Annotated in this window: 18 protein-coding genes; 6 read left to right on the top strand and 12 right to left on the bottom strand. The window is 66.9% G+C overall.

The genetic code is table 11. The features are described from left to right. Window positions 1-288: 288 nt before the first annotated feature. Window positions 289-1,089 carry a very short patch repair endonuclease gene (locus tag ACFXPX_RS11120; protein WP_380640733.1) on the bottom strand — a complete coding sequence of 267 codons (801 nt, stop codon included), beginning with the start codon at window positions 1,087-1,089 and terminating at the stop codon, window positions 289-291. 4 nt (window positions 1,090-1,093) lie between these two features. Further along, window positions 1,094-2,446 (bottom strand): DNA cytosine methyltransferase, encoded by a 1,353-nt coding sequence (locus ACFXPX_RS11115; protein WP_380640731.1) that lies wholly within the window; start codon window positions 2,444-2,446, stop codon window positions 1,094-1,096. Window positions 2,447-2,540: 94 nt separating this feature from the next. On the opposite strand from ACFXPX_RS11115, the gene ACFXPX_RS11110 reads away from it, so the two are divergent. The 3 genes from ACFXPX_RS11110 (at window position 2,541) to ACFXPX_RS11100 (ending at window position 5,423) form a co-directional block, all read left to right on the top strand. Further along, on the top strand, window positions 2,541-3,401 hold the full coding sequence (locus tag ACFXPX_RS11110) for an Eco29kI family restriction endonuclease (protein WP_380640729.1): 861 nt from the start codon (window positions 2,541-2,543) through the stop codon (window positions 3,399-3,401). A gap of 90 nt (window positions 3,402-3,491) precedes the next feature. Continuing rightward, complete coding sequence (locus ACFXPX_RS11105) at window positions 3,492-4,148, top strand: Eco29kI family restriction endonuclease (protein WP_380640727.1); 657 nt, start codon at window positions 3,492-3,494, stop codon at window positions 4,146-4,148. 153 nt (window positions 4,149-4,301) lie between these two features. Next, window positions 4,302-5,423, top strand: a complete 1,122-nt coding sequence (locus ACFXPX_RS11100; RefSeq protein ID WP_380640725.1) for a hypothetical protein — start codon at window positions 4,302-4,304, stop codon at window positions 5,421-5,423. Window positions 5,424-5,452: 29 nt separating this feature from the next. On the opposite strand, the gene ACFXPX_RS11095 is transcribed toward ACFXPX_RS11100, so the two are convergent. The 8 genes from ACFXPX_RS11095 to ACFXPX_RS11060 form a co-directional block, all read right to left on the bottom strand. Then, window positions 5,453-6,013 carry an ATP-binding protein gene (locus ACFXPX_RS11095; RefSeq protein WP_380640723.1) on the bottom strand — a complete coding sequence of 187 codons (561 nt, stop codon included), beginning with the start codon at window positions 6,011-6,013 and terminating at the stop codon, window positions 5,453-5,455. A gap of 150 nt (window positions 6,014-6,163) precedes the next feature. After that, complete coding sequence (locus ACFXPX_RS11090) at window positions 6,164-6,898, bottom strand: class I SAM-dependent methyltransferase (RefSeq protein ID WP_380640721.1); 735 nt, start codon at window positions 6,896-6,898, stop codon at window positions 6,164-6,166. Between the two features lie 35 nt (window positions 6,899-6,933). Next, entirely contained in the window at window positions 6,934-7,620 is a 687-nt protein-coding gene (locus ACFXPX_RS11085) for a class I SAM-dependent methyltransferase (protein WP_380640719.1), read from the bottom strand. 43 nt (window positions 7,621-7,663) lie between these two features. Beyond that, window positions 7,664-9,031, bottom strand: coding sequence for a hypothetical protein (locus tag ACFXPX_RS11080; RefSeq protein WP_380640717.1), 1,368 nt, complete (start codon window positions 9,029-9,031; stop codon window positions 7,664-7,666). Window positions 9,032-9,033: 2 nt separating this feature from the next. Continuing rightward, window positions 9,034-9,798, bottom strand: a complete 765-nt coding sequence (locus tag ACFXPX_RS11075) for a hypothetical protein (RefSeq protein WP_380640715.1) — start codon at window positions 9,796-9,798, stop codon at window positions 9,034-9,036. 43 nt (window positions 9,799-9,841) lie between these two features. Further along, window positions 9,842-10,426, bottom strand: coding sequence for a hypothetical protein (locus ACFXPX_RS11070; RefSeq protein ID WP_380640713.1), 585 nt, complete (start codon window positions 10,424-10,426; stop codon window positions 9,842-9,844). 150 nt (window positions 10,427-10,576) lie between these two features. Beyond that, entirely contained in the window at window positions 10,577-10,876 is a 300-nt protein-coding gene (locus ACFXPX_RS11065; protein ID WP_033346891.1) for a hypothetical protein, read from the bottom strand. A gap of 78 nt (window positions 10,877-10,954) precedes the next feature. Beyond that, window positions 10,955-11,464: a nucleoside-diphosphate kinase gene (locus ACFXPX_RS11060; protein ID WP_033346890.1), complete on the bottom strand. Its 510-nt coding sequence runs from the start codon at window positions 11,462-11,464 to the stop codon at window positions 10,955-10,957. 423 nt (window positions 11,465-11,887) lie between these two features. Here ACFXPX_RS11060 and ACFXPX_RS11055 point away from each other — a divergent pair, with 423 nt between their 5' ends. The 3 genes from ACFXPX_RS11055 to ACFXPX_RS11045 all read left to right on the top strand — a co-directional run bounded on the left by ACFXPX_RS11055 (window position 11,888) and on the right by ACFXPX_RS11045 (window position 16,364). Then, window positions 11,888-12,553: an NUDIX hydrolase gene (locus tag ACFXPX_RS11055; RefSeq protein WP_380640710.1), complete on the top strand. Its 666-nt coding sequence runs from the start codon at window positions 11,888-11,890 to the stop codon at window positions 12,551-12,553. Then, complete coding sequence (locus ACFXPX_RS11050) at window positions 12,550-12,963, top strand: NUDIX hydrolase (RefSeq protein ID WP_380640708.1); 414 nt, start codon at window positions 12,550-12,552, stop codon at window positions 12,961-12,963. Before ACFXPX_RS11055 ends, ACFXPX_RS11050 begins: the two co-directional genes overlap by 4 nt. 122 nt (window positions 12,964-13,085) lie before the next feature. Then, a complete protein-coding gene (locus tag ACFXPX_RS11045; protein ID WP_380640706.1) occupies window positions 13,086-16,364 on the top strand; it encodes an N-6 DNA methylase in 3,279 nt (1,092 codons plus the stop codon). 222 nt (window positions 16,365-16,586) lie between these two features. Here the strand turns inward: ACFXPX_RS11045 and ACFXPX_RS11040 are convergent, their stop codons facing one another. Then, window positions 16,587-18,338: a relaxase/mobilization nuclease domain-containing protein gene (locus ACFXPX_RS11040; RefSeq protein WP_380640704.1), complete on the bottom strand. Its 1,752-nt coding sequence runs from the start codon at window positions 18,336-18,338 to the stop codon at window positions 16,587-16,589. Then, window positions 18,328-19,218: a hypothetical protein gene (locus ACFXPX_RS11035; protein ID WP_380640702.1), complete on the bottom strand. Its 891-nt coding sequence runs from the start codon at window positions 19,216-19,218 to the stop codon at window positions 18,328-18,330. Before ACFXPX_RS11035 ends, ACFXPX_RS11040 begins: the two co-directional genes overlap by 11 nt. Between the last annotated feature and the right edge of the window lie 75 nt (window positions 19,219-19,293).

Below are 19,293 nucleotides of genomic sequence, written 5' to 3'. Positions count from 1 at the left end.
CCGAGAAAAGGCAAAAGCCCCAGGTCACGGCGAGTGAGTCCTGGGGCTTCTACAGAGCCGCCTGCGGGATTCGAACCCGCGACCTACGCATTACGAGCCCGACAGTGATCATGTTGACTGCTGCCAGCACCGATTAGCGGGTGATGAACCCGCAGGTCAGAACGTTGCGCTGTGATCCACGATCCCGTCCGAACCGGCACGTGCCGCCCCGTCCGCTCACGCATCGCTCACGCAAGGGCTCTCGCGCGGAGGCCCAGAGAGCGGCCAACCGAGTCAAGCGATGCCACTTCAACGGCCAACTGCGGAAGCGTCTCCCGAGGCCACCGGAGGCCGGAGCCGTCTGATCCGTTGGTCGACCCGTTCCGCAGCCGCAGCCGGGTCCTCGTGCTCCCAAACTCGGATGACCGTCCAGCCGGCCGCGCTCAGCTTCTCGGTGGTCTCGGCGTCCCGGGCCCGATTGCCTTCGATCTTCTCTCGCCAGAAGTCCGCGTTCCTGGTCGCCGGCCGGTAGTGCTCGGGGCAGCCGTGCCAGAAGCACCCGTCCACGAAGACCGCGACTTTGTCGCGCGTGAACACCAGGTCCGCGCTGCGTCGAATTCCAGCTAGCGGCCTGGCGTTGACCCTGTAGCGCAGGCCGCGACTGTAGAGCAGGCTCCGCAGCGCTAGTTCCGGTCCGGTGTCCTTCCCTCGGTTGGCTCGCATGGATGCGCGCACCTCCGGCGAAGAGGCCGTCGACTCGGGCGGCAGTGGCTCCTCCGTCACCAGCCCCTTCTCCCGTGCGTGTCGCCACGCCTCGGCCAAGTTCTCCTTGCGGGAGTCACGCTCGACCTCGCAGATGTACCTCTCCTGGGTTTCACCGTCCTGTGACCAGCGCAGGTACGCGCGAATGCGTCGCGTACGCCGGTACAGCCGAAGGGTGATCGAGGCACGTGCGTAGCGCCCGCCGCCGAGAGCGACGCTGCGATGGCTGCGGCCTCCAGCGGCGCGGTCCTGCTCCAGCGCCGGCGCGATGGCCCCAGCGCGTCGCTTGTACGCCCGCTCTGGAGGGAGCCGCTCTTTCCAATGCCCCCCATCCCCTATCTGCGGCATACGATCAGTGCCCAGCTGCCGTCAGGGCGTCGGCGACGGCGTTGGCGAAGAACTCGCCGAGTACAACCGGAACCGCGTTGCCCAGCTGTCGCATCTGCTCGCCCCGGGGGCCGGAGCCGAGCCACTCATCGGGAAACGTCATGACGCGGGCGGTCTCCCGCACGGTCATGTAGCGGTGCTGGTAGGTCTCACCCTCGGGCGAGGAGGGATCACGGACAAGCTTGTCCGTGAGCATTACCGACTCGCCTCCGGGGACGCCGTGCACGCCGGCCTTGACCGTCTTAGCCGGGCGGTCGAGCTCGTTCGGCGTGTGACCCTTGTAGATCCGGGCACCGGGCCAGCCGATGTGATCGACGACGCCGATCTCCTTGCCGAAGTTGAACTTCTCGTGCAGTCGGCTCAGGTCGACCGCTGGCAGCGCAGGGAGCTTCGCGTCCGTGCCGTAGCCCTGGATTGCGTCGCGCAGCGTGCGCCACGGCTGACAGTCGTCTTCCTTGATCACCTTGGGCAGGCGCGCCCGAACCCGGTCCCGCACGTGCCCTGGCACATCCGGGTGGCGCTGCCAATAGAGGCCGTCCTCATCGCGCATCGAGCGCTGCAGGGCGGGCTCCGAGAACCGCTGCGTCTTGACGTACTTGGTGAATGCCTCGACGTCGACGCCCAGGTCGGCCCGGAAGGCCACGATGACCACGCGATTCCGTATCTGCGGGACGCCATAATCGGCAGCGTTGACCGGAACCATCACCACCTTGTAGTGGTCGGGGTCGCCGTCGTCGTCGGAGAGCCTTCCGAGGATGCGCGTCAGCTGGGCGTTGTGATCCTGCCACCGCGCCTCGTCGTCCCGCTTCTCGAACGGGAGGCTCAGCTCGTTCTGGATGTACTGGAAGTACTCCGCAAACGACGGCCGCAGCAGGCCCCGGACGTTCTCGCAGATGACGGCCTTCGGCCGGATCTCCCGCACGGCCTTGAACATGGCGGGGAACATGTTGCGCTTGTCCTCGTCGCCCTTGGCGACTCCGCCGGCGCTGAACGGCTGGCACGGGGGCCCGCCAGCAAGGACATCGACCTTCCCCCCGAGTGCGCTCATGTCGAGGTCGCGGACGTCCCCCGGATAGAGAGGCGCCGCCTCACCCGGCTTCGGAGGCGCGGGTTTCCGCTCCTCGGTGCGCAGCAGGCCGTCGACGCCAAGGGTCTTCCGCGCGCTGGCCACGAGGGTCTCACAGGCCCGGTTGTTGAACTCGTTGAACAACAGCGGGCGGAAGCCCGCCTGGTGGACCGCCATGGCAAGGCCGCCCCCGCCCGCGAACAGCTCAACACTGGTGCGCGGCTTCTTCATGTCTTGTGGCTGGTCAACCATGCAAGAACCATACCGCGGAGTTGGTGATCTTGGCGCGATTTCACCCGAACGTGTCCCCCGATAGTGAGCAAGAACATAGGGTTGCCTTGATCAAATGACAGACAAGGAGCGGGGCGAGATGACGCAGGCGGCCAGGCCGAACGGCCGTGGCACCTACCACGACGACTTCCGGCTGAGCATCACCAAGGCCCTTGGTGATCAGTTGGCTGGCGCGCTGTCCCGCTTGGGGCGCGCGCCGTTGGCCGACGAGAACCTCGCGCAACTTGACGAGCGGCCTGGCGTGTACCAGCTCTACCTTGACGGCGACTTCGTCTACGTCGGCAAGGCGGACAAGACCCTGCCTGGCCGGCTCCGGAACCACCTGCGCAAGCTCTCGGGGCGCCGCAACATAGATCTCGCGGACGTCGCCTTCTCATGCCTGTACGTCGCGGAGGATTTCTCCGCCCTTGCACCGGAACAGCTGCTCATCAGCCACCACAAGGAGATGGGCAACATCCCCTGGAACAACAACGGTTTCGGCAACAAAGACCCGGGGCGCCAGCGTGACAGCACGACCCTGAAGAAGAACCACTTCGACGTCGTATTCCCGATCGACCTGGACCGACCCGTCGAAGGGCTTGTCCCGGGTGATACCTCTCTGCACGCCTTCTTGAAGGCGCTCAAGGGTGGGCTGCCCTACAACTTCCGATACGCGGAGCCACCGCGCTCGAAGTCCTCATTTGTGACTGTGCCGCACGCCGGGCTCTCGGCCAACGAGGCATTCCGTCTGCTCTCCGAGGCGCTGCCCGAAGCATGGCAGGTAGCGGCCCTCATGGGCTACGTGATCATGTACGCGGACTCGCCGAACGAGTACAAGAGCGCATGGCGATACTTCCGGTCCGGGACGGTGATCGACGCTGAGCCCGAAGCCTCACCCGAGGAGATGGGCCAGGACGACGTCTTCGACGAGGAATAATCTCGCAAGTACACCAGTCAGTGAGCCCGCTCCCGACCTGGCCGCATCCGCTGGCCTAGGTTGGATCAGGCTCCGAATGAGCAGGAAGACATGGCCCCCGAGTACACGCCGAACTCGTTCGATCCTCTGTCGACCGAGCAGATCGCAAACACCATCTGTGAGACCTTCGAACGACAGCCGCTGGTCTCCATGACTCACGAGATCCCGCGATTCGAGGGTTCGGGGCTGTACGCGCTCTATTACCGGGGCACGAGCGTGGACATGTATCTGCCTCTCGCCCACCTGCAGATCCCGGTGTACGCAGGCCAGGCACTCTCCAGCAACAGCGCTACAGGGGAGAAGGTCCGGGAGAAGTACCCCCTTCACAGCCGCCTCAAGCAGCACCGGCTCTCGATCATCGAAGGCGGCCTGCCCATTGCCGAGTTCCGCTTCCGGGCCCTCCTTCTCCCCGACGTGCACGCCGATCTGGGCGAGAACGGTCTGCGCGTCGGCTACCAGCCGATCTGGAACAGCAAGCTCAAGGGCTTTGGCAGCAAGGAGCAAGGCGCCACCACCCGCAAGAGCAAGAAGAGCATGTGGGACACCGTGCACGACGGACGCCGGCGCACTCACGGTGGGATAGTCCATAACGTCGAAATGCTGATCACCACTGCCAAGGCGCATATCGAGCAGCAGGTCAGCGGCTACGACTCGCTCGCGTGGCCCCACCCGGATGCCGACCTGCTCCTCGACCTCGACACCTCCTGAACCGGTTACACGACGGGCGGTTTGTCAGACCCCGGTAGCGGGTGTCGGCACTGTTCTGCGCGCAGCCACGTAGGCCAGCGCTGAGAATCACCCAGAGCGACGCGGCCCCGAAATTCACCTTCCCCGTGAACCGTCCGCTGAGAGACTAGGACGGTGACCATGCCTACCTTTAACTCTCGCGCCTTCGAGCTTGTCTGGCCTCGATGGATCGCGGCTGCCGAGATTGATCGCCTGATGGCGCTTGACGCGTCGGGCCGCACCCACGATTGGGCCGAGCAGTGCACGTTGTTCCTGACGGAGGCGTTCACATCAGCGGAGATAGCCGACAAGTTCGAGGGCATGAGCAGCTGGACACCGTGGGAGCCCGAGAAGCAGAGCCAAGCCTCCTGGCTGGATGACCTGCGTACCAACCTTGACGACTGCCCTACCAAGGGCGAGCGCATGCCGTACTGGTCCGCGCGTCGAGGAGCCTCCCGTCAGACCTCGAAGACCGACCTGCCGGCCACTTGCCGCCGCTTCGCATCGCTGGTCGCTCGGCTCGATGACGCCGGCTATTTCGCCTCAGCCATGGGCCAGCCCTGTGTCGATGACAGCACGATCGGATCGCTTGGCACTTTCCCCATCGAGGAACTGCATCGCCAATTGGGGCGAGAGGGCGGCCTTTGGCCGGTTCAGCGGTTTGGCGAGCATTACGACCTGGACGATCTCTGCGACGTGATCGAGTTCCTGGCGGATCACGTGCGGCGGCCTACCCGAAGGCACTACCACTCATACAGCAACTGCGGTTGGCACTACGACGAGTTCGACTCCGAGCGTGGCCAGCAGCTTTATCGGTCAGAGGTCAACGCGCTGCTCGCTGAGAGCGAGATCGGGCTGATGCTTGCCGAGAGTGGTCGCCTCGAGATGGTCGCCCCAGGCGTTGTGGAGGAGCTGGTGACAGCCGTACGCGCCGCTGAGAATGTGCACGATGCTGACGACATGGAGCTGGAGCACGCACTGAGCCAGTTCCGAATTCGCGGAGCAAGCCCGATGGACCGGCGGCAGTCAGTCATCGCACTCGCTGGGATTCTGGAGCGGCGACGAGCACTGATCAAGACACACCTGCTCAGCAAGGACGAAGGGGCGCTGTTCCAGATTGCCAACCAGTTTGGCATCCGCCATCAGGATGCCAAACAGCAAACGGAATACGACTCTGAGCTCTACCTCGAGTGGATCTTCTACTGGTACGTCGCCACGATCAATCTCACGAACAAGGTCGCGGCAGCACAGGTTTGATCCACACCGACCTGTCCCTCGCCCTGCACCTATAGCTCGCGCAATCCGACTAGAACTCGTCCGATCAGAAATGGATCGGAAATCGGGCCGGTGGCGCTGGCTGACTCGGCGCGTTCCACGGGCTGCTCGACGTGTACCAATCCGGACCGTCCCGGGCCCTGGAGCAGGAGTTCGGCCCAGACAACCTTCCCAGGCGATGCCGGGTAGTGGCCCCAACGGTTGGACATCTCGCTCACCAAGAACAGCCCGCGTCCGCCAGTGGCTTCCACGCCTACCTCTCGCCTTACTGGTGGCTGGGGATCGCGGTCTGCGACTTGGATGAGCAGGGCCGTTCCTGTCAGCTGGAGGGTGAGGGTGAACGTGCTGACGGCGGACAGGCTCGAGTATCCGGTGCTCTGCGGCTCATTGCCGGCCGGATGGCGGACCGCGTTGGTGGTGAGCTCGGAGACGATGAGGTTGGCCGTCTCGATGACAGCGCCCGGGACCTGCCACCGGCGCAGGATGTCGGCGGAGTGCCGGCGGGCCCAGGGCACCGCGTTCGGGGTATCGGCCAAGGTCAGGTGGCTGATGTACGGATGGCCTTGAGACATGAGGTGCCTCCCGCTCGGGGCTGCATAGGCGTGCAGGTGCCTGCTGTTGGCGTTGATCAGTGGTCCCGCCGTCCCGTGGTGACCGGATTGCCGGCCACCACGGTCAGAGGTCCTGTGCGATCCCGTGCGGCTCGATCGCGGGCTACGCGGCTACTTCGTGGCGACCACGTAGACGCTGGCCCACTGGCGCTTCGGGGTGGCCATCGTGAGGTCGAAGGTCCACGGCGCGACGGTGCGGAAGCCCGCCTCGGTGAAGAGCTGGGAGAGCTTCTCGTGGTCGTACGCCCAGTAGTGGGGGTTGTAGGTCGGGTCGTCGTCCTGGTCGCGGAAGACGTAGTTGACGAGGTCGAGGTATGTGTTGATGTCGTCGCGGCACTGCCGCTTGGCATACCAGCGGTCGATCATCTCGCTGGCCCGGTCCGGCGGTGCCGGGTACTGGTTCAGAACGAAGGCGGCGTCGGGGACGCCGGTGATGAGCTGGCCGCCGGGCGTGAGCACGCGGTGGGCCTCGCGGGCGTAGGACTTGGCGGAGCGCGGGTAGTCGATGTGCTCCAGGAAGTGCTCGGAGAAGATCGTCTCGGCGCTGGCATCGATGAGTGGGATGCCCTCGCGTACGTCCCACAGGAGGTCGGCCGGCGGGACGATGTCGATGTTGAAGAAGCCGTCGACGCGGTGTCCGCCGCCGCCGATCTGGACCTTGACGGGGCCGGGCATGAGGACACAGTCGGGCAGGGCGGCGACGCTTGCCCGGTGGTGGCGGTGCAGTTCGACTTCCTTGACGGTCGCCCGGAGGGTTCGGGCGAGGCCGTGCGTGGTCGCGGGCGAGTCGAGGGCCTGTTCGAGTTGGGCGAGGAGGGCGGTTATCTGCTGGTCGTGCGGGCTCATCGAAGGTCTCCCTTCCTGGGGCGCCTGGGTGGTGGTCAGGTGGTTCGCGAGCTGAGCTGGTCGATCTTCCACAGGCCCAGCCCGTTGCCGGGGTGGTGCCGGCCACCGTCCGTGAAGTCGGTGTCGAAGTGCTCGACGGGCTCGGGCAGGTGGAACGGGGCCGCTTGAAGGTTGAGCGGGCGCCAGTGGGTGTCCGTGGTGTCGCGGTTCTCGGCTTCGCCGACGTAGGTGGTGGCGAGCAGGTAGGTCGAGCCGCTGGCGGTGACGCGGTCGAGGAACGCGAGCACCTCGTGGTGGGTGAGGTGGACGAGACAGTCCCGTGCGATGACGAGGTCCGCTGTCGGGATGTCGTCCCTGCTCAGGTCGGCCTGCCGGAAGGAGATGCGCTCGCTGCCGTGCCGTTCCTGGTTGAGCTGGACGATGTCGGGGACGACGTCGAGGCCGACGTAGCCGTCCAGCTGGTCGAACCCGTCGACGCGGCGGACCCAGTTGACGTCGCCGCATCCGGCGTCCGTGACCGTGCGGATCGGGTAGCGCGCGAGAACCGAGGAGAGGGCGGCCCGGACAGCCTCGGTCTGGCGCATCTCGGAGCCGGGACCGGAGACCGACTCGGGGGATCCCCAGTGGTTGGTGCGGTAGATCTCGGTGAAGAGCGTCTCGGCGGGTTGGGTGGGTGCCGGCCAGGCAGCGGTGGACTGGGTGGCGGGGCCGTGGGTGGGCATGCGTCTCCTCTGCGATCGGTCGTCGAGGGGCGTGGGGCAGCGGTCAGCGGCTGCTGTTGCGCATGAGCGTGTACTTGATGTCGACCAGGCGCGGCGCGATGCTGAGCGCCAGCTGCTCGGTCGGGTGGAGGTGCCCGGCGTCGTCCGGCTCGGCACGCCAGACGCGGTAGTCCAGGTTCGGGTAGGCGGGGTTGATGCCGATCTCGCCCTTGGGCATCGTGCCGTTGAACGGCACGACGATGTCCATGTGGTTCCAGTAGTTCCAGGCTTGCAGGGCCTTGTGCTGGTCGAAGTAGAAGTAGAAGTCGGGGTAGCGGCCGAAGCTGCGGAGTTCGCGGTGGATGAGGTGGCCGAGCAGTGGGCCGAGCTGGGTGGCGAGGCTGTCGAACTCCCACCGCGTGCGGTGCCAGGCTTCCGGTACCTGGCCGCTGGTGAAGAGCCGGGCGGCGACGAGGTAGCTGATCCGCCCGACCAAGTAGGTGCGAGCGTGGTCAGCGTCGATGGTCGGGTCCACCCGTTGGAGAAGCGTCGCCAGCTCCTGCGGGCGGGGGCGGAACCTGGCGAGGTTGAACTTGCCGGCCATGTCCGGGAAGGAGGCGAACAGCATCTCCTTGTAGAGCCAGTTGTTGAACTCCCCGAGGTCGGCCAGCTGCCGGGTCCGTGCGGAGGTGGAGTGGAGCATCAGGTACTCGGCGAGGGTCTCGAAGTAGAGGTAGCCGAGGATCGGCAGCCGGGGGATGGCCGCATCCAGTAGCTGCAGGAAGCCCTCCGTGGCCACGGTCGAGCCCTGGTAGACGATGCCGGCCGCCAGAGCCAGGAACGCGGCCGAGTTCTTGATCCGGCCGACGACGGTCTCGCGCAGGTGGTGCCGCTCGGTCTTGCTGAGCAAGTACTCCAGGTCCGTGTAGATCTGCAGGTGGATCGAGCCCAGCCGCAGGTAGTCCACGCCCGCCAGTCCGCGGTACGCCTGGGGCGGCGCGGTGATCTCGAAGATCAGCGGCGTGGGTGCGCGTCCACTCAGGCCGACCCTGGCGAGGGAGGCGGGGGCTTCCTTGGTGAGGACGTAGGCGGCCAGGTTGTGCATGCGGAAGCCGTGCTCGGTCGCTGTGAGTGGCGCGCAGTAGATGCTGCCGACGAGGCATCCGCCGGAGGGGTAGAGCACCCCCTCCTCGCTGATCTCTTCCAGGGCGTGGGTGACGTGGAGCAGGTGCAGCTTGCCGTCGCTGGTCAGGCTGTCGAAGAGCGCGTTCTTTCGGAGCAGGCTGCCGTTCGGCGTCTCGTCGGTCAGGCGCTTGTGCCAGGCGGCCGTCTGGGCTGCAAGTGGGTCGGCCTGCCCGGCGTCGGGCAGCAGCGCGGAGTCGAAGAAGGCGTGCGCGTCGGCCCACAGGTCGTAGGCGTCGCGGAGGCTCACGGCTACACCAGCCCCTTCTCGGCGAGCGCGTACAGGACGGCTTCGGCGCTGCTGGCTCCGGCGAGGTGCGCGGTCTCGGAGACGGCAACGAGGTCGAAGGCCACGGCGCGGAGCTGGTCGAAGGCCGGCTCACGAACGTGCCGCGCGTCGGGCCACCAGCTGAGCTTCGGCAGGCGGTAACGGTCGAGCGCGTCTGCCGCCTTGACCAAGTCGCAGATGAGCCCGGCGCGGTGGTAGTCGGCCTGGTCGTCCAAGCAGAAGGCGCCGTACGGCACGTCGTGCAGGCGGATGGCGGTTGCTGCCTGGATGATCCGCCGGGGCGTTGCCACCAAGCCGAAGTGGGTCCAGACGGTGTCGGCGTTGGCAGCCAGCCAGACGGCGGCACGAGCACCGTGGCCACGGTCGTCCTGATCGTGCAGGCGCTGGCAGTCGTGGACGGCTGCTGCCAGGACGACCGTGGCGGTCTCGGTGTCGTCCAGCTCGTGGATCTCAGCGAGCAGAGCGGCCAGTGCGGTGGTCCGCATGCTGTGCCTGAGACCGTGGAGCGAGTCGTGGAGGCGAGGCTCCGCCAGCCACGTCGCCGGAAGAGCGGACCGGCTCAGGAGGTGCTTCGAGGCCGGCCGCAGGGGCGGCGGCCAGGCCGCGCCGAGGTCGGGCCGGTTGGCCTTGATCCACTCAACGGTTGCCGGGTCCATGTACTGGTGGTGCGGCAGCTGCCTTCGGGCAGCCAGGTCGACCAGACTCGTGGTCGTCGGGGTCGTGCTCATCTGTGCCCACCCCCTTCTGGTGGTCTACCGCGGTGACGTGCTCCTACCGGATCGGCGCGGCCTGTGCCTCGCGGGCCTTGCGCTCCTGCTCGGCGGCCTCGAAGGCGGCGGCGAAGTCGGCCAGCTCCTGCTCGCTCATCAGCGTCACGCCGAGCTCGGCGGCGACGTCGACGATCTGGGCGGACGCCTCGTCGCGGGCGGCGTCCGAGGCACCGTCGTCGAGCAGCACCTCGAACTCGGCGTGATAGCCCCATGCCTCGCTCCACTTGAGGGCGATCTCCACGCCCTGGAAGCGGAAGTTGTGGCGGAAGTTGAACGCCTCGTGCATCGCGGACTCGAAGCCGAGCGCGTTGAACACCTTCACGGCCGCCGGGACGTCCTCTCGGGCGATCGCGAATTCGGTCTCGTGGAAGGCGGCGCCCTGGCCGATCCTGCTGCCCTTGAGGGTGATCTTGGCGGTACCGGCGGCCGTGTTGTCCGTGACCTTCAGCAGCTGCTCGGGCAGCACGTAGAAGTAGATGTGCTTGGCGTCGTCGCCCAGGTCCTCGCCGTCCTTCCGCAGGCGGTCCATGAGCTGGTCTTGGGTCTCCTTGCCGAAGCGGGCGCGCATCTCGATCTCGACAGCCACGGTCGTGTCTCCTTGTTTCAGGCATGGCGGATCCAGCCGAACCAAGGCGGGGTGGCCCCTGGCTGGTCCGGATGGGGCGGTATGGAGTTGGTGGTGGAGCCAGGTGGTGCGGCGGGCCGTCACTTCACCGGCCGCACCACCCGAGATGAATCAGCCCAGGTCGCCGAAGCGCTCGCGGATCACGCCGGCGTGCAGGTAGTTCGGCAGCGGGACGCCGCCGACCGCCACGCGGGTGGTCGCCACCTGGTCCTCGGTCTCGTTCGGGAAGCCCTCCAGGAGCTGGAGGCACTGCTGGACCCACTCGCGGGACTTGGGCCAGTCCCCGGCGTCACGGAGGCGGACCGCCAGCGCGTAGGCGGTCTCGGTGGCCGCCCAGCGGTCGGTCGCCAGCTCGCGCTGGAAGATCGACTCCAGCTCCTCGGCGGAGGCCAGGCGGGTCTGGTTGGTCATGGTGCCCTCTCAGATCGGACGGTGGTGCCCCGGTGGTGGTCAACGCAGCGGCGTCTCAGCGGTGACGCCGCGATCGGCCTAGTTGGTGAAGATCTCGGCCAGCGTGCGGTACTCGTGCAGCTCGTCCTTGTCGAACCACAGCTCGACTTCCTGCGCGGCCTCCTCCTTGTTGCCGGAGGCGTGGACCAGGTTGGCCACGGCCTTGCCGACTGCCACGCTGCCCGCAGAGCTCATGTGCGAGAGGTCGCCGCGGATCGTGCCGGCCGGTGCCTGGTTCGGGTAGGTGCTGCCCACGATCTTCCGGACGGTGGCGATGGCGTCGTAGCCCTCCAGTACCAGGGCGATGACCGGCCCCTGCTGCATGAAGGTGGCCGTGAGGTTGTAGACCTCTGCCCCGAGCCGCTCTTCGAGGTCGAAGTAGTGCTTGCGGGTGAACTCCTCGTCCATCCACTTCATCTTGACGCCGACGATCTTCAGCGCGGCGTCCTCGAAGCGCGAGATGATCCGGCCTCCGAGGCCGCGCACCAGCGCGTCGGGCTTGAGCAGGACGAGCGTGCGCTCGACCGTGTGGACCTGGTCCTCGGCCATCAGTTCCCTTTCAGCTTGCTGGCATTCAGACATGACGAACGATCAGCCCGTCATGAACTGAGGTTACCGGCGCTGGCGAGCCACTTTCGGCGCTCCGACCTACCCCCCGAACGGGTGAACCCTGCGCGGTCCGGTGGCATTCGATCCGCCGCCATGTCGGCACGGCGGTCTCGCGGGCGCAATCGCCCAACTCGCTGTCCTGCTTCGGGTACTCACCTAGAATCTCCGAGGGGGTCGGCGTGTGTGTCCTGCTACTCCCCGGTGTTTCCAGAGCTCAAGTTGCCGAGATGAGCCTGGCCTGGGGAGCCGACCGCAAGTCTTCCGGCATCCACGTCGCGCAGCGATGAAGCGCCAGTGCAGTCGATGTGCATCTTCGACGCACGCCTCCTGCACTGCAGCGACCACGACGGAGAGGGAACGGCGTTGGACGTCATCGAGGTCTGGAGCGGTCGTTACGCCTGTCTACTCCAGTCCGCCCTCCGCCTCACCAACGAGGCTTTCGCCAATCAGCTCGGGATCGCGGTGAGAACGGTGGCCACATGGCACGCCGACTCCTCCGTTGTACCGAGAGCCGAGATGCAGCAACTCCTCGACACCGCGCACGAGAGAGCTTCCGACGCGGCTCGTCAGCGCTTCGCCCTCCTGGCAGCGAAAGAACGCGGCGACGGAGCCTCCGAGTCCGGCACGCCAGCTGCGCAAGCCCTGCGGGTGGCCATCGCGGTTGTCCTCCGGCAGGGCGACGTGCTGCTGGTCTGCCGACGCAACGACGACGCGTCCGGGATCACCTGGCAGTTCCCTGCTGGGGTGATCAAGCCTGGTGCGAAGCCGGAGACCGCGACCGTCCGGGAGACGCTGGACGAGACCGGGGTCCACTGTGCCGTCCGCGGGAGCCTCGGCAGCCGTGTCCACCCCGTGACGGGCGTGCTGTGCGAGTACTTCCTGTGCGAGTACCTGGCCGGCGAGGCAACCAACAGCGACGCCGTCGAGAACGTCGACGTGATGTGGGTTCCTCGAAAATCGGTGACCCGCTTCATCGACGCCGATACGATCTTCCCACCCATCCTGGCCGCCCTGGAGGAGCAGACGTGACACAGCAGACTGCGGAGGAACGCCCGGGTATTGCCGCCGCGATCGTGGTCCATGAACGCCGCGTCCTGATGGTGAGGCGGCGGGTGAGCGAGGGCCAGCTCTCCTGGCAGTTCCCGGCCGGCGAGATCGAGGCCGGCGAGTCGCCCGAGGACGCGGCTGTCCGTGAGACGGCGGAGGAGACCGGACTGGCTGTGGCCGCCGTCAAGCTCCTGGGCGAGCGGGTGCATCCGAAGACCGGTCGGCTGATGTCGTACACGGCCTGCGAGGCCGTCAGCGGCACCGCCGAGGTGGTCGACACGGACGAGCTGGACCAGCTCGCGTGGGTGGCTCTCACCGAGATCCCCGAGTACGTGCCGTATGGGCTCTATGAGCCGGTACAGGAGTTCCTGGACGCCACGCTCAAGAACTGAATGACTCCGAAAGAGGCCTGCGGGCAGCTACCGGCTGGTGGCCGCCCACAGGGCCTTGGCCCCCATCAAGGTGGACGGCCATGTGAGCACAAAAGAACCACTCGTCCGGCAATGGGGAGCACATGAGTGATTCGGTGACGCAGCTGTCCGGGCTGATCTGGTCGGTTGCGGACTTGCTTCGCGGCGACTTCAAGAGGTCCGACTACGGCAAGGTCATGCTGCCGTTCACCGTGCTTCGGCGCCTGGACTGTCTCCTCGCCCCCACCCGGCAAGCCGTGCTGGACGCCGCAGAGGGGCTTTCGCACCATGGCGCCGAGGAATCGGACGCCATCCTCCGCCATGCCTCCGGCTACCCCTTCTACAACATCAGCGCTTCCACTCTCGCGAGCGTCGCCGCCAGTGACCCACAGATGGCGGAGCGTCTCCTGCTCGACTATGTGAGGGGATTCTCCGAAGACATCCAGGAGGTCTTCGAGCGCTTCGACTTTGGCAACACGGTCAGACGCCTGGCCGATTCTAGTCTGCTCTACCACGTCGTCGCTCGATTCCAGCACCTGGATTTGGGTACGGCCCTCCCAGTCCACGAGATGAGCCTCATCTTCGAGGAGCTAGTGCGGCGCTTCGGCGAGCTGGCGAACGAGATCAGCGGCGAGCACACCACGCCGCGCGACGTCAGCCAGCTACTGGCCGCACTTGTGATGGAGCCCGATCTGGGGCAGCTCGCGGCTCCCGGCGTAGTCAGAACGGTTCACGATCCCGTCTGCGGCACCGGTGGCTCGCTTCGTGAAATGGCCGACCGAATCACCGACGTCAATCCCGAGGCGCGAGTCCACCTGTCCGGCCAGGAACTCAACTCTGAGAGCTGGGCGATCGCCCGCTCCAGCATGCTGATGAGCGGGCACGACCCGGAGCGAATTGCTTTGGGAAACGTTCTACGAGAGGACGTATTCGCAACAGAACGATTTGACTACATAGTGGCCCATCCTCCGTTCGGCGTCGAATGGAAGAAGGTCGAGAGCTGCGTCCGTGCCGAGCATGAAGACCTCGGGCGCCAGGGCCGCTTCGGTGCCGGCCTCCCCCGTATCAACGACGGTTCCCTACTGTTCCTCCAGCACATGCTCGCGAAGATGAAGCCCGTGGACGATTCAGGCCGCGGGGGAAGCCGTCTCGCGGTCGTCTTCAACGGCTCTCCCATGTTCGCCGGTTCTGCCGGTTCAGGAGAGTCGGATATCCGACGGTGGATCGTCGAGAACGACTGGCTCGAAGGCATCGTCGCCCTGCCCGATCAGCTCTTGGCCAACACCGGCATCAGCATGTATATCTGGGTGCTCAGCAACCGCAAGCCCGCCCACCGCCAGGGGCGCGTGATTCTCGTCAAGGCACAGGACCACTGGCAGAAGATGCGCCAGTCGGTCGGCAGCAAGCGGAAGTACCTCGGGCCCGACCAGCTGGCCGAGATTGTTCAGCTCTATAGCGAAGCCGCGTCCTCCGCTCCCTCCCCGACCCGGTCTCAGCGCGACCTCGTGCGCGTCGTGCGTAACGAGGATCTGCTCTATCACCAGATCGTCATCGAACGCCCGCTGCGACTGCGGTTCGAGCTCTCCGAGGAGGCCCTCGTCCGGCTCGCAGCACTGCGGCCCGTCCAGCGAACGAGCAATCCTGAGGCGTTGGTGTCGGCGTTGCGGGGACTCGTCGGTACGACGTGGAAAGCGGGCTCCGACGTGCGTGCAGCGCTGCGCCGCACAACAGAGGCCGTCGGCCTGGCTTGGCCCGGCGGAGCTGCATTCGAGAAGGCCGTCCGCAACGCAGTCGGTGTGCGCGATGAGGGCGGTGAGATCCAACAGCGTGGTGAGACGAAGGAGCCCGACCCGGAGCTGCGGAGCGTGATCTCCCTGCCGTTCCATGAAGGACCGGAGGAGTATTTCCGGACCAAGATCCTTCCCCACACGCCTGACGCCTGGATCGACCCCGCTCGGACGCGACTGGGATGCGAGGTTCCATCCGCACTCTTCTACGTAGCGGAGTTCGACGGTCTCTTCGAACCGCTTCAGAACTTCGCCCGGCTGGAAACGAGTCGGGTCAAACTGCACCGCCCGGAGCCAGGCGATGACGCACCACCCCCGCCCAAGCACCTGACCACACCTCATCTGCACAGCGTCGGCTCAGCCGTGGAGCTTCCTGATGCGGAACTGGATGACTCCGAACTAACCCCGTGTTCAGGCGGTGACCTTGTAGGGCGCTTCGGCAACTGGAGGCTTCTGCCTGCAGGGTTCGGTGAAGCTGTGACAGCGCTGTTCGTGCTGCACCCTCTGCAGGGCCGCGGCAGAGTGCTTTGCGAGTGGCTCAACTCCCTTAAAGAAAGTAGTGCATTCCCGCGCGTCCGCGACCTGCTCGACACTCCTGTACCAGTTGACCTGGTCACCGACACATCTGTCGACGACCTCCTGGAGGAAGTGCAGGAAGGCCGCCGTGCTCTACGAGCAGCGACTGAGGGCATCCTTCCAAACATCTTCTCCGGCAGCGAGAGTCTCAGCGACGAGATTCGGACCGCCCTACGATTCGCCTCCCATGAGGCACGGCTCGCGAGCCAGCTGGTGCGCCCCTTCGACGACCCAATCTGGCGCGCAGAATCGAGCTACCCCTTCCACATGGCCGCCCTCGCCCGCCGATACCGCATCAGCACCCATCCGGCTGAGCGCAAGGACGGGCTACTCAAGCTCGGCGAGGGCATTGCACGCACACTGGGCATCCTCGCCCTCAGTGAACTCATCGCACATCACCAGAGTTTCACCCGCCCGCTTCGCCAGCAGTTCCGCAATGGGGCGACCTTCGGCACCTGGCTCTGGCTTATCGACCGATTCCTGGACGAGGTGGAAGGAACCTCCGTCCTGCCGGAATTGGCAGCGGTCCAGGAGCGTGAGGCGACACGCACGCTCCTGGAAGAGATCAAGGACTTCCGCAACCACTCCCATCACGCCCACGGTGTCCGCATGAGCCACGAGATCGACGAAGACGTCGAAAAACTCGAACCGCGCGTAGTCTCGGCCATCAGCTCAGTCAACTGGTTGGCCGGGATCCAGTGGTACTGGGTCGAGCGCTGCGAGTACCTCGACGAGTCCTCCTATCGCACCGTGGGCCTACAGCTCCGAGGGAGCCACCCGAGCTGGGAACCATTCGAACGGCCCACCACCTACCCCCTGCGCCCCGACCGGATCTACGTCGACAGCGATCTTTCAGCCGGACCAGTTGATCTGTGGCCGTTGGCCATGGTTAGTCTCTGCCCGCACTGCCGAACGCGGGAGCTGTTTCTCCTCAACCAGATACGAGACGGGCAAGTGATCCTCCGCAGCCTGGAGGAGCACTCCTTGGAGATCCCGTACCGCACCTCGGAGGGGACTTGAGCCCGCCCCAACGGGCCGATCACGGGGTGACTCGCTCTCGGTGATCGGCCACCGCAGGCGGCATTTGCGGGGGAGCTGTGTGGGGTGTCGGGCGAGGTTCTGCCCCCAGCCCGGTGCCCCTGACGCCCAGGCAAGGTCGAGTGACGCCGGGGCACCAACCCGGTGCCCCGGCACTCAAGTCCGACCGGGATGCAGCTCTGGGTGTCTGCTCCTCTCGGTCGGTCAGCGTCGACGGGTGGGGTCGTTGGCTGCCCTGGTGCCGGTCGACACGGCGGGCGTCGCGAGTGTGGGCGTTGTGGTGGTGCGGCTGCCGGTGCGGGTGAGTGCGGCCTGGGTGCGCTGGTCGATGCGGTCGTTGGTGGCGTTGCGCAGGCGCCAGAGGAGGACTTCGGCGGGTCGGTCGGCGGTGGTGAGCTCCCGTTGCTGGGCGGCCTCCGTGAGGGCTCGGCGGGGTGGTTGGCCGGAGGATTCGGCCTGGGCGAGCGCGGTGGCGAGGGCGGGCCAGGACGGGTCGGCGAGGATGCGCTGGGCGTGGTCGGGGACGGCGGCCTGGACCTGGGCGGCGAGGCGGTCGGTGGTCTTGGGGGTGGGGGTGCGGCGGGTGAGGTCGGCGATGACCGGCTCGGCCGTCTGCCGGTAGGCGGTTCGCAGGTGGACGAGGGCCTGCTGGGCGGCGTGGGCTTGCTGTTGGTGGCCTCGGGTCTGGTGCCAGCGGGCAATGGCGATCACGACGAAGACGGCGGTGGACAGCAGGGCTGCGGCGGTGGCGCCGTCCTCGCCGGAGCCGGCGGTGTGCAGGAGTTGCTTGGCGGCGGTGCGCAGGGCTGCGGCCTGCTGGTGTTCGGCACGGACCTTGGATCGGGTGGCGCGGTTGAACGCGTTTGCGGCGGCTCGTAGTTCGGCGCGGGTGTGGGCGGGTGCGGTGAGGGCGGCGGTGTGGAGGAGTTCGCCGAAAGCGGCGGCCTGGGCCTGGACGACGGTGTCGAACGCGTCGACGCCGGGCACGTCGGGGCGGTGTTGGTCCTGGAAGGCGAAGCGGGCGGTCTCCCGCAGGGTGGTCTCGGCCTGTCGCCAGCGGTCCGGTTCGACCATGCCCCGTGCGGCCGTGGTGGGCTGCTGGGCGGCGAGGCGTTCGCGCAGGCGGTTGATGGACAGGTCGGGGGAGAGCTTGGAGCCGCCGAAGTAGACGGGTTCGCCTTGGGCGTTGACGTCGCCGGGGCGGGCGAGGCTGTAGCCGATGACGTCGCCGCTCTCGGGTCCGATGCGGTAGCGGACCTGGATGCCGAGGGCGGTGAGGGTGGAGAAGTACTCCTGCTCGTCGCGGACGACGGCGGCGACGGCTTGGGCCTGTTCCTGCAGCCACTCCTTCGCGGTCTGCTGGTAGCCGGCCCGCTGGGCCTTGGCCTGCTCGGCGCTGGTGGGCATCGGGGCAGCGGTGTGGTCGCCGGAGTTGAGCTGGCGCAGGCCGAGTTCTTTCTCGATCTTGCGGCACTCGGCCTGGGCGCGTTGGCCGTCGCGCTTGTTGCGGGGCCGGCGGCCGTCCTCGCGGACGCTGGTGGCCATGATGTGGATGTGGTCGTCGGCGTGGCGTACGGCGATCCACCGGCAGCTCTTGTCGTCGCCGTCGGGGGCGATGCCAGTGGCGTGGACGATCCGGCGGGCGACCTCGGCCCACTCGGCGTCGGTGAGGTAGCGGTCGCCCGGGGCGGTGCGCACAGGGCAGTGCCACACGTGCTGCGGGACCGTCGCGCCCAGGCGCCTCTCGCGGGCGCGGACGGGCTGGTCAAGGTAGTCAGCCAGTTGGTCGAGGAGCTGATGGTGCTGGTCGAGGGGGGCTCGGCCGGGGTCGGGCAGGCCGGGCATGGCGAACGCGGCGACGATGTGCGGGTCTGTGTGCTCGTCGCGGCGGCCGGGGCCGAAGAGGTAGGAGAGCAGACCGCGGGTGCGCGAGCCGGTGGAGACGTCAGGCACCACGGCGGCCTCCCGGCAGGACGCGCTGGTAGGCGTGACGGGCCTCGGTCGCGCAAGCGTGGAGCTCGGCCAGGACCTTCATGGCGCGCTCGGGGATCGGGCCGCTGTAGACCTCGACCATGAGCTGGTTGAGGTTGTTGCCGGCACGGTCGATCGCCCGCTGGTGGGTGCCGATCGCTTCGGTGAGGAGGGTGACGGCCTCGTAGTCGGGCATGGGGACGAAGGCGTCGCGGCGGCCGGTCCGCATGTACGCCAGGGCGACGCTCATGGCGGAATCCGCGAGGAACGCGGATCGAGAGCGCTTGAGCTTCGTGGCGACGAAGTCGAGCAGTTCCTTCTCGGCCGGCTCGACCGAGCAGGTGATCTGGTCGTCGCGCTTGGTTCCGGAACGCGGACGGTACAGGCGCTTCGCAAGCGGAAGCGAGGTGTCGTCCACCGGAAGCGCGGGGCGGTCGAGAACCGGAACGCGCTCGTGGATGAACTCGGCAGGGGTCACGGTCGGCGCTTCACGCACGACGTGGTCGTCGGCGGCGGCACGCTCGGCGTCGATGTCGTTGAGCGGCTCGGTGTCGTACGGGGGAAGTTCGTCCTGGTCATGGCCGCCCTCGGTCATGACCTCCTGGTCCGGCGCGCCCTCGCGCCGGTCCTGCCCCGCCACCCTTGGGGCGGGGTCAAGCGCAAAGTCCGCGGCGCCAACGGCGTTGTGGACTTTGCCCCAGCTTGCTCCGTCGTCGTCGTGACCGTGGCCGGTCCAGGGCAGGGCCTGCTTGACGAGGGCGAATATGCCACCACGTCCGGGCTTGTCGCTACCGGTTCCCCGGGGCTGGGCTTCCTGCTCGGGCATGGCGGTAGCAGGGGCGAGGTGGTGCTGCTGGTCGGGCACGGGGATCTTCCGGTTCTTCTGTGAGGGCGGGTGGTTGTCGGCTGGTGGGGCGTTCGCCGAATGCGGGGTGATGGT

It is taken from the genome of Kitasatospora sp. NPDC059146, assembly GCF_042786665.1.
Taxonomy (GTDB): Bacteria; Actinomycetota; Actinomycetes; order Streptomycetales; family Streptomycetaceae; genus Kitasatospora.
Note: the sequence above shows the minus strand (reverse complement) of the source record. Positions and strands in the feature narration are given on the sequence as shown.

Excerpts from the sequence above, each read along its gene's own strand:
- ACFXPX_RS11120 (WP_380640733.1), bottom strand. The coding sequence starts at position 1,089 with ATGCCGCAGATAGGGGATGGGGGGCATTGGAAAGAGCGGCTCCCTCCA.
- ACFXPX_RS11115 (WP_380640731.1), bottom strand. The coding sequence starts at position 2,446 with ATGGTTGACCAGCCACAAGACATGAAGAAGCCGCGCACCAGTGTTGAG.
- ACFXPX_RS11110 (WP_380640729.1), top strand. The coding sequence starts at position 2,541 with ATGACAGACAAGGAGCGGGGCGAGATGACGCAGGCGGCCAGGCCGAAC.
- ACFXPX_RS11105 (WP_380640727.1), top strand. The coding sequence starts at position 3,492 with ATGGCCCCCGAGTACACGCCGAACTCGTTCGATCCTCTGTCGACCGAG.
- ACFXPX_RS11095 (WP_380640723.1), bottom strand. The coding sequence starts at position 6,013 with ATGTCTCAAGGCCATCCGTACATCAGCCACCTGACCTTGGCCGATACC.
- ACFXPX_RS11090 (WP_380640721.1), bottom strand. The coding sequence starts at position 6,898 with ATGAGCCCGCACGACCAGCAGATAACCGCCCTCCTCGCCCAACTCGAA.
- ACFXPX_RS11085 (WP_380640719.1), bottom strand. The coding sequence starts at position 7,620 with ATGCCCACCCACGGCCCCGCCACCCAGTCCACCGCTGCCTGGCCGGCA.
- ACFXPX_RS11075 (WP_380640715.1), bottom strand. The coding sequence starts at position 9,798 with ATGAGCACGACCCCGACGACCACGAGTCTGGTCGACCTGGCTGCCCGA.
- ACFXPX_RS11065 (WP_033346891.1), bottom strand. The coding sequence starts at position 10,876 with ATGACCAACCAGACCCGCCTGGCCTCCGCCGAGGAGCTGGAGTCGATC.
- ACFXPX_RS11060 (WP_033346890.1), bottom strand. The coding sequence starts at position 11,464 with ATGGCCGAGGACCAGGTCCACACGGTCGAGCGCACGCTCGTCCTGCTC.
- ACFXPX_RS11045 (WP_380640706.1), top strand. The coding sequence starts at position 13,086 with ATGAGTGATTCGGTGACGCAGCTGTCCGGGCTGATCTGGTCGGTTGCG.